This window comes from Aeromonas enteropelogenes (assembly GCF_000819845.1).
Lineage (GTDB): Bacteria > Pseudomonadota > Gammaproteobacteria > Enterobacterales > Aeromonadaceae > Aeromonas > Aeromonas enteropelogenes.
In genome coordinates this window covers 144,569-159,356 of the sequence record NZ_CDCG01000004.1, presented here as the reverse complement: position 1 = coordinate 159,356, position 14,788 = coordinate 144,569, and the positions used below count along the sequence as shown (strand labels likewise).

Genomic DNA, 14,788 nt, shown 5'->3' with positions numbered 1-14,788 from the left:
ATCGCACGGCACGACTCGGTCCGTGCAATCTTGTTCATCACGCGTGCTCGCCCTGTTTGGTGGCGAGCCGTTTGCATTCATCCGCAACCCGCTCTGTCGCATCGGTAATGGCGACGCGACGGGCGGCCTGGGCCATGTTAAACAGGGTTTCCCTGCGCCCGGCCAGCCAGGAGAGGCGCGCAGCCAGCGAGGCCGTGGTCAGCTCGGACTGGGGCAGGAATTCCGCCGCACCGCCGTCGACCAGGGTCAGGGCGTTGCGGGTCTGGTGATCGTCCACCGCATGGGGCAGCGGCACGAAAATGGCGGCTACACCGGCAGCGGCCACTTCGGAGACGGTCAGGGCCCCCGCCCGGCAGACCACCAGGTCGGCCCAGGCATAGGCACCCGCCATGTCCTTGATAAATTCACTCACGTCGGCGGTCAGGCCCTCGTTGGCGTAGGCCGCGCTCACTGCCTCGCCATTGCCCTTGCCACACTGATGGCGCACCGCAATGGGGATCCCAGCAGCCGCCACCGCAGCGGGCACTTGCTCGTTCAGCACCCGGGCCCCCAGGCTGCCACCGACCACCAACAGGTGCAGCGGTTCGCTGTCACTGCGCAGTTCGGGATCCGGCAGCGCCACCACTTCGGGACGCACAGGATTGCCGACTACAGCGGTGCGCCGGTTCGGCGCAAAAGCCCCGGGGAAGGCCATCAACACCCGCTTGGCAATGCGGGCCAGCAGCTTGTTGGTCATGCCGGCAGCGGCATTCTGTTCGTGCAGCAGCAGCGGGATGCCGGCGAGCCAGGCGGCAACGCCACCCGGGCCGGAGGCAAAACCGCCCATGCCGAGCACTACGTCAGGGCGCACCGTCTTGAGCACCCGGCGCGCCTGCAGGATGGATTTGATGATGCGATAGGGCGCCACCAGCAGCCGCTTGATGCCGTTGCCACGCACCCCCTGAATATCGATGAAGGAGATGGGGTAGCCATGGGCGGGCACCAGCTCGGCCTCCATCCGGTCGGCGGTACCGAGCCAATGGATGGTCCAGCCCTGCTCTTTCAATCGATCGGCCACGGCCAGACCGGGGAACACATGGCCCCCGGTACCACCTGCCATCACCAACAGCGTCTTGCTCACTAAACCTCCCGCACGCGCGCCTGGGCAGTCGCCTGGCGCAATTCAAAATCGATTCGGATCAGCATGCTCACCGCCACCGTCATGATGATGAGACTGGAGCCGCCGTAACTGACCAGCGGCAGGGTCAACCCCTTGGTCGGCATCATGCCGCTGGCGGCGCCGACGTTGACGAAGGTCTGGAAGCTGAACCAGATGCCGATGCCGATGGCCAGATAGCCGTCATAGAGGCGGTCGGCCTGCAGGGCGCGATGGCCCAGCTTGAGCGCCTTGACCGCCAGGGCGAAGATGAGGAACAGGGCGCCCAGCACGCCGATATAGCCCAGCTCTTCACCCAGAATCGCAAACACGAAGTCGGTGTGGGCCTCCGGCAGGTACTCCATCTTCTGGATGGAGTTGCCGAGCCCCTCGCCGAACCAGCTGCCACGGCCAAACGCCATCAGGGACTGGGTCAGCTGGTAGCCGCTGCCGAACGGATCGGCCCAGGGATCCATGAAGGAGGTCACCCGGCGCATCCGGTAGGGCTCGACGATGATCAGCAGGATCACGCCCCCCAAACCGCCACCAATCAGGATCATGAACTGCCACAGCTTGGCGCCGGCCAGAAACAGCATGCCGAACGAGGTGACGAACATCACCACGGTGGAGCCCAGATCCGGCTGCAACAGCAACAGGATGGCCAGCACCCCGAACACCGCCAGCGGTTTCAAGAAGCCGAGCCAAGCCTCGCGCACCTCGTTCTGGCGACGCACCAGGTAGCCCGCCAGATAGACGAACAGCGCCAGCTTGCCGAATTCGGCAGGCTGCAGGTTGAACGGCCCGAGCGGCAGCCAGCGCACCGCACCGTTGACGTTGCGCCCCACCAGCAGCACCAGCACCAGCAACAGGATGGCCAGCAGCAGCATGGGGCCGTTGTGCTGTTGCCAGCGCGCCATGGGCACCTGCAACACAAACCAAGAGATACCGAGCGCCATCACCAGGAACATGCCGTGACGCTTGACGAACATGAAGGGATCATCGCCCAGGGCAATCCCCTCCGGGATCGAGGCGGAGGCCACGATCACCACCCCGACCGCCATCAGCGACAGCGCCAGCAGTACCAGCTGCCGATCGTAGAGACCGGCGGGTCGCGCCGGCAACAACCAGCGCTGGAACAGGCCTGCGACTGCGCGAAGGGCGTTCATAGGGCCATCACCATTTCGGTGAAGCGGTCGCCACGCACTTCGAAGGATTTGAACTGATCCAGGCTGGCGCAGGCGGGCGCCAGCAGAACCCAGTCACCAGGCCTGGCATCGGCGGCCGCCTTGGCGACGGCGGCTTCAAGGTCCGCCACCCGCTCGGTCTGCTCACCCAGGGCCAGCAGCACCTCGGCATCCTGGCCGAAGCAGTACATGTGATCGATCTGGTTGCCGAGCAGCGCCTGGATGGGGCCGAAATCCTGCCCCTTGCCCTGGCCACCGGCCAGCAGCAGCAGACGCCCTTTTACGGATTCGCGCACGCCAGCCACGGCGGCCAGGGTCGCCCCCACGTTGGTGGCCTTGGAGTCGTTGATCCAGCGTACCCCGTTCACCTCGCGCACAAAGCGGGCACGGTGCGGCAAACCTTCGAAGCGGCGCAGCACGGTGAGCTGGGCATCGCGGGGGATGCCGACCGCATCGCACAGGGCCATGGCGGCCAGCGCGTTGGCCTGGTTGTGGGCTCCGACGATCTTCATCTCGTCGACCGCCAGCAGTGGCTCGCCATGGAGGGTGAGCCACTGGCGACCATCCAGCAGGCAGCGGCCGTAGCCGTTGCAGTCGAGGCCGAAACTCTGCCAAACCTGACCTACATCGGGCAGGGTCTGGGCATCGTCACGGTTGACCAGAATGTGTTGGGAGTGCTGATGGATCTCCATCTTGGCGGCGCGATAGTCGGCCATGCCCTGATAGCGATCCATATGATCTTCGGAGAGGTTGAGCACCACGGAGGCGGCGGCGCGCAGGCTGTAGGTGGTCTCCAGCTGGAAGCTGGAGAGCTCCAGTACGCAGAGATCCATCGGCTGCTTGAGCAGCTCCAGTGCCGGTGTGCCGATATTACCGCCCACACCGACCTTGAGCCCGGCCTCGGCGATCATCTCGCCCACCAGAGTGGTCACCGTACTCTTGCCGTTGGAGCCGGTGATGGCGATGACCGGCACTTCGGTGTCGCGCACGAACAGCTCGATGTCGCCGATGATCTGCACGCCGCACTCGGCAGCGGCTTTCAGCTCGGGAGTCGCCAGGGCGATGCCCGGACTCGCCACTATCATATGCGCCTGCTTGAGCAGCTCGGCGTCAAGCCCCTGGACCAGCTCCACCCCGGGCGGCAGCTGATCCTTGCCCGGCGGGTTGGCGCGGGTGTCCATCACCAGTGGCGTGACACCACGACCGAGGAAGTAATCGACGCAGGAGAGTCCGGTTTTACCCAATCCGATGATGATGACCATGGCCTTATCTCACCTTCAGGGTGGCAAGACCCAGCAGCACCAGCACGAGGGTGATGATCCAGAAGCGCACGATGACGCGTGGCTCCGGCCAGCCCTTCTTCTCGTAGTGGTGATGGATCGGCGCCATGCGGAAGATCCGCACACCGCGCAGCTTGTAGGAACCGACCTGCAGGATCACAGAGACTGTCTCCATCACGAAGACCCCGCCCATGATCACCAGCAGGAACTCCTGGCGCACCAGCACGGCGATGGTACCGAGCGCGCCGCCCAGTGCCAGGGAGCCCACGTCTCCCATGAACACCTGGGCCGGATAGGTGTTGAACCAGAGAAAGCCCAGACCTGCCCCGACGATGGCGGTACAGACGATCACCAGCTCGGAGGTATAGGGCACATAGGGAATATGCAGGTAGCTGGCGAAGTTGACGTTGCCGGTCGCCCAGGCGATCAGGGCAAAGCCCCCCGCCACCATCACGGTTGGCATGATGGCCAGACCATCGAGACCATCGGTCAGGTTGACAGCGTTGGAGGTGCCGACGATGACGAAGTAGGTCAGCAGGATAAACATCAGGCCGAGCTGGGGCATCACATCCTTGAGGAAGGGCACTACCAGCTGGGTCTGGCCATCGTGGGTCGCCGTGGTATAGAGGACGACCGCCACGATCAGCGCGACCGCCGACTGCCAGAAGTACTTCCAGCGGGCGATCAGACCGTCGGTATTCTTGCGCACCACCTTGAGGTAGTCATCGGCAAAGCCGATGGCACCATAGGCCCCCAGCACGAACAGCACCAGCCAGACATAGGGGTTGTCGAGGCGGCACCAGAGCAGCACGGAGGTGAAGATGGCGGCCAGGATCATCAGACCGCCCATGGTGGGGGTGCCACGCTTGCTGAGGTGGGACTCGGGACCGTCGTTGCGGATCACCTGACCAAATTTCAGGATCTGCAGGCGGCGGATGAGGCGCGGTCCCAGCCAGAGCGCGACCCCCAGACCCGTGATGATCGACAGGATGGCGCGAAACGTCAGGTAGGAGAAGACGTTGAAGAAGGTGAAGTGCGGGGTGAGCAGTTCCGCCAGCCAGACTAGCATGAGGCTGACTCCTGACGGTCTTTGACCATCTCGACGATATCTTCCATACGGGAGCCGCGGGCCCCCTTGACCAGAATTGAAATTTCCTGATTTTTATCAATCATTTGCGCAAGCACTTCGAACAACGACGCCTTATTGTCAAAATGTCGGCCAGCCGCGGCATCTGCGGTATGGCGACTATGTTCCCCTACTGTCAGCACGGCATCCAGACCGCACTCGCGGGCATGACGGCCGACCCGGGCATGTTGCTCGGCAGACTCCTCACCCAGTTCCCGCATGTCACCGAACACCAGCACCTTGAAGCCACCCATGGCGGTCAGGGCATCGATGCCCGCCAGCACGGACTCCACGCTGGCGTTGTAGGTATCGTCCACCAGAGTGAGGCCACCCCAGCGCAGGGCGCAGAAGCGCCCCTTGACCGGCGCCATTTGCTCCAGGCCCGCCTTGACGGAGGCCAGTGACGCCCCCAGCGCCAGACAACCTGCCGCCGCCGCCAGGGCATTGGCCACGTTGTGGCGGCCCGGGATGGCCAGGGTCAGAGCCACTTCACCCTGTGGTGTCACCATCACGAATTCGGCACAGCCCTGCCCGTTGATCAGCAGATCGCGGGCATGGAACGGCTGGCTCTGATCGTCGATGGAGAAGGCACAGGTGATGCCGTGCTCGCGCCACTTGGGCCAGAACTCGTTGTCGGCATTGACGATGGCGCAGCCGCCCTCGCCCAGCCCCTCGAAGATCTCGCTCTTGGCGTGAAACACCCCTTCCAGGGAGCCAAAACCCTCCAGATGGGCGGCCGCCACGTTGTTGATGAGGGCAGCGTCGGGTCTGGCAAGGGAGGTGGTCCAGGCGATCTCGCCCGGGTGGTTGGCGCCCAGCTCCATCACCGCGAACTGGTGTTGCGGTTCCAGGCGCAGCAAGGTGAGCGGTACCCCCACCTCGTTGTTGAAGTTGCCGGCGGTGGCCAGCACCTCCCCTTCGTGGCGCAGGATGGCGGTCGCCATCTCCTTCACCGTGGTCTTGCCACAGCTGCCGGTGATGGCCAGCACTTTCGGATTGATGCGCTCGCGCACCAGCTTGCCAAGTAGCCCCAGCCCCTTGAGGCTGTCGGCCACCACCAACTGGGGCACGGCCAGCGGCAGTTCACGCTCAACCAGCAGGGCGGATGCCCCGGCGGCAACGGCCTGCTCACAAAAATCATGGGCATCGAAACGCTCGCCACGCAGGGCGACAAACAGGGCTCCGCTACTCAGAGTGCGGGTATCGGTACTGACTGCGGTGATCTCACCATCTTCACCAATCAGACGGGCATCGAGCGCCTGCGCCAAGTCGGCAAGCCTGAGGGTCATCATGTGAATGACTCCAATAATGTATGCAAGGCGGCGGCGACGGTTTCCCGGTCGCTGTAGTGCCGCTTGTCGGTTCCAATAATCTGATAATCCTCGTGGCCTTTGCCGGCCACCAGGATGATGTCCTGCTTGCTCGCCTGTCCAAGTGCCAGGTTGATGGCCCTGACCCTGTCGTGTTCCACCGGCACCGTCGCGGGATCGCGAAGACCCGCTACCATGTCGGCCATGATCCGGGCCGGATCCTCGGTGCGGGGATTGTCGTCGGTCAGGATCACCCGATCCGCAAACTGTTCAGCCACGGCGGCCATCATGGGACGCTTACCGCGATCCCGGTCGCCACCACAGCCCACCAGACACCAGAGTTGGCCCTTGCAGTGCACCCGCAGGGCCTGCAACGCCTTCTCCAGGGCATCCGGGGTGTGGGCATAATCGACCACGGCAAGCGGCGCATCGCCACCGCCGAAACACTCCATGCGGCCAGTCACTGGCTGCAGTTGCGACGCGGTGGCCAGCAGGGCGTCGAAGTCGTAGCCCAGCACCAGCATGACCCCCATGGCCGCCAGCACATTGCTGACGTTGAAGCGGCCGAGCAAGGGGGCGGATAATACACCATCCCCCCAGCTGGAGTTAATCCGTGCACGGAAACCTTGCTGATGAAAATCGAGTTGCTGCGCCGTTAACTGACGGCCAGGATGGTTCTCAACCGGGCCATGGACGCTGAAGGCGACTGCATCCGGGTATTTCGCCAGCCATTGGGCACCCAGTTCATCGTCCCGGTTGATCACCGCATGACGTTCATCCACCAGTTGCAACAGCAGCTCCTTGGCAGCGCCATAGGCCTCCATGGTGCCGTGGTAGTCGAGGTGATCCCGGCTCAGGTTGGTGAACACGGCGGCGGCAAATGGCAGGGCCGCGACCCGGTATTGCACCAGGCCGTGGCTGGAGACCTCCATCGCCACCAGATCCGCCCCCTGCGCCTGCAGGTCAGCGAGATTGGCCTGCACCTGGACGGCGCTGCCTGTGGTGTTTTCCGCCTCAATCAGCTCGCCAAACAGCCCGTTACCTATGGTGCCCATCACCCCGGCCTTGCCCCCCAGCAGGGTGCGCCAGTTGGCGACCAGCAGCGCGGTCGTGCTCTTGCCGTTGGTGCCGGTGATCCCCACCAGTTGCAGCTTGTTCGCCGGCTGGTCGTAAAAATAACCCGCCAGCTCGGAGAGACGGACAGGTAGACCCACCATGCCGATACAGGGGATTGACGTCGCAGGAGCAACGAATTCACCGTCCTCCTCATACACAACAGCGGTCGCTCCCTGAGCCACCGCTTGTTCGATAAACCGTCTGCCGTCGACCTGATGCCCGCGAATGGCGATGAAGAGAGAGCCCGGGCCGACCCGCCGACTGTCCAGCTGGATGTCGGTCAGGGGAAGCGCCGGCGCCTCGATTCCGAATGGGCGCAGCAACAGATCAAGTGCGCGGGACTGCATTGTTAGCCTCCGTACGGGCAAGTTTGGTGGGAACTGATGGCGGTACTGCATCGGGACGAATATTGAAGAGCTGCAGCACCCCTCCCATGGCCTCGGCAAAGGGCGGCGTCGCCACGGCGCCACCATAGTAGGCCTTGCCTTTGGGTTCGTTGATCACCACCACCATGACGAAGCGGGGATCGCTGGCCGGGGCAAACCCGGCAAACCAGGCCATGTAATCCTTGCCGTAGCCGCCAGCCACGGCGACCTTGGCAGTACCACTCTTGCCGCCGACCCGGTAACCCGGGATCTTGGCCTTGGGAATGGCGTTGTCGACCACGTATTCCAGCGCCTGCAGCATGGCGGCGGCGTTGTTGTGATCGATGACCTGCTCACCCTTGGGCGGCTTGGTCACCTTGACGATGGAGATGGGCACCCGCTTGCCCTTGTTGGCCAGGGTGGCGTAGGCGGACGCCAGTTGCAGCGGAGTGACCCGCAGGCCATAGCCAAACGACAGGGTCGCCCGTTCGATATCGGACCAGCGACGACGCTGGGGCAGCATGCCGCTGCTCTCCCCCATCAGGCCGCTGCCGGTATCCATGCCGAAGCCGAACATGCTGAGGGTGTTGATCATCTCCTGGGCCGGCATCCGCAGGGCGATGCGCGACATGCCGATGTTGGAGGAGTAACGCAGGATGTCGTACAAGTTGGTCGCCTTGTGGATACTCACGTCACGGATTTGCTTGGCCCCGATATAGAGCGGTCCGCCCGGAATGAAATCCTTCCAGCTGGTGACGCCTGCCTGCAAACCGCTCAGCAAGATCAATGGCTTGATGGTGGAGCCCGGCTCGTAGGTATCGGTCACCACCCGGTTGCGCACCCGGAAGCTCTGGTACTGACCGCGGTTGTTGGGGTTGTAGGAGGGGGTGTTGACCATGGCGAGCACTTCGCCGGTCTTGATGTCCAGCATCACCATGGAGCCGGAGGTCGCCTTGTTCTCGTCGGTGGCGCGCTTGAGGGCGCGATAGGCCAGCGCCTGCACCCGCTGATCGATGCTCAGCTGCAGATCGTTGGCGTTCTTGCCCTCCTTGACGATCCCCAGCCGTTCGATGACCCGGCCCTGCCTGTCCTTGCGCACCCGCATCTCGCCCGGGGTAGCGGTCAGCCACTCGTTGTAGCTGCGTTCGATCCCCTCGATGCCGCTGCCGTCGATGTTGGTTACCCCCACCAGATGGGCACTGATCTCGCCGGTCGGGTAGAAACGGCGCGATTCGGGACGTAGATAGACGCCCCCCAGCTTGAGTCCCTTGATGTACTCGGAGACCGCCGGCGTCACCTGCCGCTGCAGGTAGACGAAACGCTTGTTGGGGTTGGCGATGCGCCGCTTGAGAGTGTTGATGTCGAGCTTGAGCACGGCGGAGAGCGCCAGCCAGGCCCGCTCGTTGTTGATGGCGCCGGATTCGTGCACCGTTTTGGGATCCGCCCAGACCGCCTCGACCGGCACGGAGACAGCCAGCTGTTCGCCGTTACGATCGGTGATCATACCGCGCACCGCTTGGGTGGAGGTGGTACGCAGGGAACGCATGTCCCCCTCCTGGCGCAGGCGATCAGGATTGATCACCTGGATCCACGCCAGACGCAGGATCAGGCCGACAAACGCAATGCCGATGAAGACCACCAGAGTGCGAAAGCGCCATGGATAGATGGAGGGCGCCTTGATATTCGCTTTGGCCGATTTGGCTGTCGCCTTGCGTTTCATGGTTGGGTTATTACCTTCTCGGTGGTCACCAGCGGGCGAGCCATCTGCAACTTGTCCATGGCCAGACTCGCCACCCGGGAGTGTTCCGCCAAAGTGCCCTGTTCAAGCAGGAGGTGACGCCACTCGATGTTGAGGCGATCCTCTTCCGCCATCAGATCGTTCTGCTTGGCGGTCAGGCCGCGAGTCATGTTGGTCACCAGGATCACGGCAAAGGCGGTCACCAGCACGGCGACCGACAGAAAAATCTGCAACTTGTGCCGCCAGAGATCGCTTGCGATCTCCTTGGCCAGATGAACGCGCACCTCACTCATGGTTTAATCCGCCAGACGCTCGGCCACCCGCAGCACCGAGCTGCGTGACCGGGTGTTTTCAGAGACTTCATGATCGGAAGGCTTGAGCGCCTTGCCGACCGACTTCAACTTGCGGCCACCCGCCAGCTGCGCCTCGGTGAGCGGGATGCCGTGCGGCACCTCCGGCCCTTTCTCGTGCTTGCGGATGAAATGCTTGACCAGCCGATCTTCCAGAGAGTGAAAGCTGATCACCGACAGGCGGCCATGAGGTGCCAGCACCTCCAGCGCGCCATTCAGCGCGGTTTCAATCTCGTCCAGCTCGCTGTTGATATAGATGCGAATAGCCTGGAAGCTGCGGGTTGCGGCGTGCTTGCCCTTCTCCTTGCTGGGATTGACCCGGGCAATCATCTCCGCCAGCTGGCGGGTGCGCACATAGGGTTCGGTGACCCGATCGTGCACGATGGCGCGGGCGATCTTCTTGGCAAAGCGCTCCTCGCCGAAGGTCTTCAATACCCAGGCGATGTCATCCACGTCGGCCTTGGCCAACCACTCGGCGGCGCTCTGGCCCGTGGTGGGGTCCATCCGCATGTCGAGGGGGCCATCTTTCATGAAGCTGAAGCCGCGCTCGGCGTCATCCAGCTGGGGAGAAGAGACGCCCAGGTCGAGCAGGAAGCCGTCGACCTTGCCCAGCAGGCCACGCTCTGTCAAATAGCCGGTGATGCCGGAGAAGGGGCCATGCACGATCTCGAAGCGGGGATCCTGGATCTTGGCCGCTTCGGCAATAGCCTGGGGATCACGGTCGATGGCGATCAGCCGGCCATTGGGGCCCAGATGCTGGAGGATCAGGCGAGAATGACCACCACGGCCAAAAGTACCATCGACGTAGACACCGTCCGGCTTGATGGCCAGACCTTCGACGGCTTCGTGCAACAGCACTGTGATGTGTTCAGCGGCTTGGGTCATTTATAAAGAGAAATCCTGTAGTCGTGGCGAGCTTGCCCAATCGTCCTCGGGCAGTCCCAAGATGTCGTCATTGACCTGTTGCTGCCAGCGGGCTTCATCCCACAACTCAAACTTGTTGAGCTGGCCCACCAGCATGATCTTCTTGTCCAGCCCGGCGTGGTTGCGCAGCGGCTGGCTGAGCAGCAGACGGCCATTGCCGTCCAGCTCGCATTCGGTGGCATGTCCCAGCAGCAGGCGCTGCAAGCGGCGCTCCTGGGGGTGCATGCTGGAAAGGGTCCTGAGCTTGCGCTCGACCTCTTCCCATTCGGTCAGGGGATAAAGGAGCAGACAGGGGTGGGCAATATCGATGGTGCAGACCAGCTGGCCGTCGCACTCGGAGCGCAGCCAGTCACGAAATTTGGTCGGAATCGCCAATCGCCCTTTGCTGTCCAGGCTGATGGCGTGAGCGCCACGCAACAAATTGAAGTCCCTGAAAGGTAAATGAGTGGCTGGATGCCCCTCTAAAAACCACTTTGATCCACTTTTCCCCACCCTGAAGTTTAAGGACGTGCAGGGGGCTTTTCAAGCAAGGAGATAGGACAGGGGGAACATATTGACGCGGCGTTTCCGTAGTGCCGATTAAATGAGTTGATTTTTCACAAGTTATTTATTTGGAAACCGGTGAAGATTAATTTTTGCCAAGGAAGTCGCGACCACTCATGGCGCAATAATGAAGCGGAACAATACGACTGCACACAAAATAATGCTTACGCCTACGACCGGATAAATGATGTAACTATCACTGAAACGGCGGGCTCGCAGGCACACCAGCTGGCAGAGCAACAAGTTGTACACAATCAGCAGCAGGGTGAGCAGGATATTCACACCCAGAGTCAGTTCACCGGCATGCCAGATGTACAGCCCCATCAATACAAAATTGGCGAGGATCAGGTAGAGCAGGAACTTCTGGATTATTTTCCCCGCTTTGGGTGACTTTTTGACTCGTGCTATCATGTTTTACATCCTTGACTCCACATGACCTAGCGACTAAACCCATCAAAAACTGTTGAGATATATCATGTTTTTTCCATTATGCCTGCATTTCCCCGGCAACAGAAAATGACATTCCCAAGATTGTATCTGGCCCTGGGACTATTTTTATTCTCTTCAGTTTGTCTCGCTTACGATAAATATCACTGGCAAAGCGGCTTTCCTGCCCCGATCCAGGGGGAAGGAGCGACTCTGGTTGCCCAGCAGCACGAATATCTGCTGAAGCAGAAATCCTATTTGCAGCGCCGACTGGCGGACAACCAACCCGTGATCCGCTGGATATCCGAGCAGGTCAAAAACCGCCATCTTCCCCCCTTGCTGGCGTTTGTTCCCCTGATTGAGAGCAGCTATCGCCTCGATGTCGTCTCCGCCGCCGGCGCAGCGGGCCCATGGCAGTTGATGCCGGACACGGCGACCCGTTTTTCCGTGCCCATCACCCGCGAGTTCGATGGTCGCTACTCGCTCCCGCTGGCTACCGAGGCAGCCCTCACTTATCTGGGCTGGCTCTATCGTTTCTTCGGTGAAAACTGGCTGCTGGCGCTGGCGGCCTATAACGCCGGCGAGGGGCGTGTCTTGAAAGCGGTCATGAGGGCGGAGAGCCGCAACGTCTGGGAACTGGACCTGCCGACCGAAACCCGGCTATATGTGGCGCGGTTCGTCGCGCTCGCCAATCTGCTCGACCGGGCCGAACGTTTCCAGTTGCAACTGCCGCCCTGGCAAGCAGGATCCGATGTGCAGGTATTCCAGAGAGTCGCCAATTGCTCCCTCATGGCGTGGGCTTCGGCAAAAGGCATCTCGATGAACCAGGCACTGCGCTGGAACCCGGCCTGGCAACTGCCAGAGGCCAGCGGCATCGGCAACTGTCCTGTGGTATATCGCAAGGAAGAGAAAGTCATGGTCGCCGGACAACCAGTCCGGCCGCAGGAGAGAAAAGCGGTCTCCCTCGAGAGTCTGCACGATCCCTTGTTGCTGCGGGCGGCCCGGGGATTGGACATGACCCGCAGCGAGATCAGGCTGCTCCCTTCTCCGGATCCGTTGGGGATGGGTCAGACGCGGCCTCTGTTCTGAGCGCCCTGAAGCAATGGCGCCAGTGGCTGAGCAAGGGAGCCAGATCCACCTGTTCGGGCTCGCTCCAGCGGGCGCCATAGAAACGCAGGTAACGGCCGATACCCCGGCGATGAGTGATATGGCAGGTCAGGGTCATGGCGGGAGCCAGCTTCAGGGTCACCTGTTCGGGCAACTCGAAGCGGGCCGGCGCAAGAAATCCGACGCCTCCCGGCCCCAGATCCTTGATCACCGCCCGACCTATGCTGCGGTCAAACAACAGGCCCGATACCAGCAGACGGGCCGCGATACCGCAGCTCTGTGACTCCAGCGGCGTGGTGCCGTCGTGCAGGTACCAGCGCGGCAGCTTGCGTCTGGGATCATCACTGCTGTTTTGAAACAACAGATCAGTTTCTTGAATTTCCATGGTTAAGGGCATCCTTGGCCTGCTGGGCAGCAGCCTGGGTTTGGGAACTGAACAGTTGTTTCAGGCTGTTTTCCGCCTGGGTCGTCATGATCAGCAATTCGATACGGCGATTCTGGCTGCTGTGGGGATTCGCCCGATCTTCCAGCATGGTATCCGACATGGCGCTTACCTGGCCAACCCGATCGGGTGGCATACCGCCTGCCTGCAGTACCCGTCTCGCCATCATGGCGCGATCCGACGACAACTCCCAGTTGCTGTAGTTGTCGCCCGCAAAGGGGGTGCTGTCGGTGTGGCCCGAAATCATGATCTTGTTCTCGATGCGCTGGAACACGGGTGCCAGTGCCAGCAGCATGTGGCGGAAGAAGGGGGTGATACGCGCGCTGCCGCGGCTGTACATCTCTCGCTGCTCGTCGTCCCGGATCAGGATCCGCAATCCCTGTGGCACCAGCTGCAGTTCAAGGTTGTTCTTGGCCTGCACCTCATCCGCCAGCGAGCCGATGAAACCGGCCAGCTGTTTCATCTGTGCTTCCCCTTCGATCTTGCCGACCAGCAGGCTCTCGTAGCCGTTCTTGCCTTCATCCGAGAAAATGCTCCTGTTGCCCGAGATATGTCTCGGCATCGGCTGGCCTTCGGTCTGGTATTTGGGCATGACTTCGTCAAGCACGGAGGGATTGCCCCCGAGATCGACCGGGTAGGGGCTGTTTCTGATATCGAAAGGGTTCGCCTCGCTGTCCATGATGCTGTAGTCACGCAGACGACTGGCCACCACTTCCCGCTCCTCCTGGTTGGAGACGGCCAGGATCCAGAGCACCATGAAGAAGGCCATCATGGCCAGGGTGAAATCGGCGAAGGCAACCTTCCAGGCGCCCCCGCTCTTGGGACCGGTGTTGCGACGCTGCTGGCGCTTGACGATGATCTGTTCGTGATTGCGCATTACATCGCCCTGTTGGTCACCCAGTCTTCCAGCTCAAGGAAGCTGGGCTTGACCTCAGGCTCCAGGATCTTGCGACCGGAATCCACCGCCAGCAGGGGAGTCTTGCCGCGCAACTGGGCCAGCAGAATGGACTTGATGCACATCAGCAGGCCGATGCGACGCTTGACCATCTCTTCCATGGCGTTGCTGAGGGGTTCGAGCAGGCAGTAACAGAAGAAGATGCCGAGGAAGGTGCCGACCAGCGCGGCAGCCACATGCACGCCTATGTTGCTGAGCGGACCGTCCAGCTGCTGCATGGTGATGATGATCCCCATGACCGCCGCCAGAATGCCAAAGCCCGGGCATGCCTCGCCGGTCTTGTGCAGGGCATGCGCCGGCTTGAGCATGTCTTCCTCGATGGCCATGATCTCCTGCTCCAACAGGGTATCGAGCTCGTGAGGAGTGATCTTGCCCATCCCCAGCAGGCGCAGGTTCTCGACGATGAAGCCGAGCAGCTGGGGATCTTCAGAAACCTGGGGATACATCAAAAACACCGAGCTCTGCTGGGGATTCTCAATGTGTTCATCGAGGGCCTTCATCCCCTTGCTGCGGGTCTCTTCCAGCAGTTGGTGCATCAGGGTCAGCAGCTCGCGGTAGACCTCTTTCTCTTCCTTGTTCGGCTTGAAGCACTGTTTGATCTGCCGCCACATCTCATGCATCACCTCCTTGGAGTTGCCCAGAAACATGGAGCCAGCCGCCGCGCCAATAATGATGATGAGTTCCGAAGGCTGCCACAGCGCGATCGGGTTGCCCCCGGCCATCATGAAGCCTCCCAGCACACATATTAAAGTGACACCGATGCCGATCTGTTTTTGCATGAATGCTC

Annotated in this window: 15 protein-coding genes; 1 reads left to right on the top strand and 14 read right to left on the bottom strand. The window is 61.8% G+C overall.

Annotated features, from left to right (window positions below; all coding sequences use genetic code 11):
- Positions 1–37: 37 nt before the first annotated feature.
- From murG to BN1123_RS01995, 11 genes are all read right to left on the bottom strand, one after another.
- Positions 38–1,120 (bottom strand): undecaprenyldiphospho-muramoylpentapeptide beta-N-acetylglucosaminyltransferase, encoded by a 1,083-nt coding sequence (murG, locus tag BN1123_RS02045; RefSeq protein WP_042025081.1) that lies wholly within the window; start codon positions 1,118–1,120, stop codon positions 38–40.
- Complete coding sequence (ftsW, locus tag BN1123_RS02040) at positions 1,120–2,301, bottom strand: cell division protein FtsW (RefSeq protein WP_042025080.1); 1,182 nt, start codon at positions 2,299–2,301, stop codon at positions 1,120–1,122. Before ftsW ends, murG begins: the two co-directional genes overlap by 1 nt.
- Complete coding sequence (murD, locus tag BN1123_RS02035; protein WP_042025079.1) at positions 2,298–3,581, bottom strand: UDP-N-acetylmuramoyl-L-alanine--D-glutamate ligase; 1,284 nt, start codon at positions 3,579–3,581, stop codon at positions 2,298–2,300. Before murD ends, ftsW begins: the two co-directional genes overlap by 4 nt.
- 4 nt (positions 3,582–3,585) lie before the next feature.
- Complete coding sequence (mraY, locus tag BN1123_RS02030; RefSeq protein ID WP_026456764.1) at positions 3,586–4,668, bottom strand: phospho-N-acetylmuramoyl-pentapeptide-transferase; 1,083 nt, start codon at positions 4,666–4,668, stop codon at positions 3,586–3,588.
- A complete protein-coding gene (locus tag BN1123_RS02025) occupies positions 4,662–6,017 on the bottom strand; it encodes a UDP-N-acetylmuramoyl-tripeptide--D-alanyl-D-alanine ligase (RefSeq protein ID WP_042025078.1) in 1,356 nt (451 codons plus the stop codon). Before BN1123_RS02025 ends, mraY begins: the two co-directional genes overlap by 7 nt.
- A complete protein-coding gene (gene murE, locus BN1123_RS02020; RefSeq protein ID WP_042025076.1) occupies positions 6,014–7,498 on the bottom strand; it encodes a UDP-N-acetylmuramoyl-L-alanyl-D-glutamate--2,6-diaminopimelate ligase in 1,485 nt (494 codons plus the stop codon). Before murE ends, BN1123_RS02025 begins: the two co-directional genes overlap by 4 nt.
- Positions 7,479–9,236 carry a penicillin-binding transpeptidase domain-containing protein gene (locus BN1123_RS02015; protein ID WP_042025075.1) on the bottom strand — a complete coding sequence of 586 codons (1,758 nt, stop codon included), beginning with the start codon at positions 9,234–9,236 and terminating at the stop codon, positions 7,479–7,481. Before BN1123_RS02015 ends, murE begins: the two co-directional genes overlap by 20 nt.
- Entirely contained in the window at positions 9,233–9,547 is a 315-nt protein-coding gene (gene ftsL, locus BN1123_RS02010; protein WP_026458062.1) for a cell division protein FtsL, read from the bottom strand. Before ftsL ends, BN1123_RS02015 begins: the two co-directional genes overlap by 4 nt.
- Before the next feature lie 3 nt (positions 9,548–9,550).
- Complete coding sequence (rsmH, locus tag BN1123_RS02005) at positions 9,551–10,489, bottom strand: 16S rRNA (cytosine(1402)-N(4))-methyltransferase RsmH (protein ID WP_026458063.1); 939 nt, start codon at positions 10,487–10,489, stop codon at positions 9,551–9,553.
- Positions 10,490–10,948 carry a division/cell wall cluster transcriptional repressor MraZ gene (mraZ, locus tag BN1123_RS02000; RefSeq protein ID WP_042025074.1) on the bottom strand — a complete coding sequence of 153 codons (459 nt, stop codon included), beginning with the start codon at positions 10,946–10,948 and terminating at the stop codon, positions 10,490–10,492. It lies immediately after the preceding gene.
- A 237-nt stretch (positions 10,949–11,185) separates the two neighbouring features.
- Positions 11,186–11,482 (bottom strand): hypothetical protein, encoded by a 297-nt coding sequence (locus BN1123_RS01995; protein WP_026458065.1) that lies wholly within the window; start codon positions 11,480–11,482, stop codon positions 11,186–11,188.
- Positions 11,483–11,587: 105 nt separating this feature from the next.
- On the opposite strand from BN1123_RS01995, the gene BN1123_RS01990 reads away from it, so the two are divergent.
- Complete coding sequence (locus BN1123_RS01990; protein ID WP_197064429.1) at positions 11,588–12,586, top strand: lytic transglycosylase domain-containing protein; 999 nt, start codon at positions 11,588–11,590, stop codon at positions 12,584–12,586.
- On the opposite strand, the gene BN1123_RS01985 is transcribed toward BN1123_RS01990, so the two are convergent.
- Genes BN1123_RS01985 through lafT form a run of 3 tightly spaced genes read right to left on the bottom strand, consistent with a single transcriptional unit; the run spans position 12,528 to position 14,780 of the window.
- Entirely contained in the window at positions 12,528–12,989 is a 462-nt protein-coding gene (locus tag BN1123_RS01985; RefSeq protein WP_026456516.1) for a PilZ domain-containing protein, read from the bottom strand. The genes BN1123_RS01990 and BN1123_RS01985 overlap by 59 nt on opposite strands.
- On the bottom strand, positions 12,970–13,923 hold the full coding sequence (lafU, locus tag BN1123_RS01980) for a lateral flagellar motor protein LafU (RefSeq protein ID WP_026456515.1): 954 nt from the start codon (positions 13,921–13,923) through the stop codon (positions 12,970–12,972). Before lafU ends, BN1123_RS01985 begins: the two co-directional genes overlap by 20 nt.
- Positions 13,923–14,780, bottom strand: coding sequence for a lateral flagellar motor stator protein LafT (lafT, locus tag BN1123_RS01975; RefSeq protein WP_026456514.1), 858 nt, complete (start codon positions 14,778–14,780; stop codon positions 13,923–13,925). Before lafT ends, lafU begins: the two co-directional genes overlap by 1 nt.
- Between the last annotated feature and the right edge of the window lie 8 nt (positions 14,781–14,788).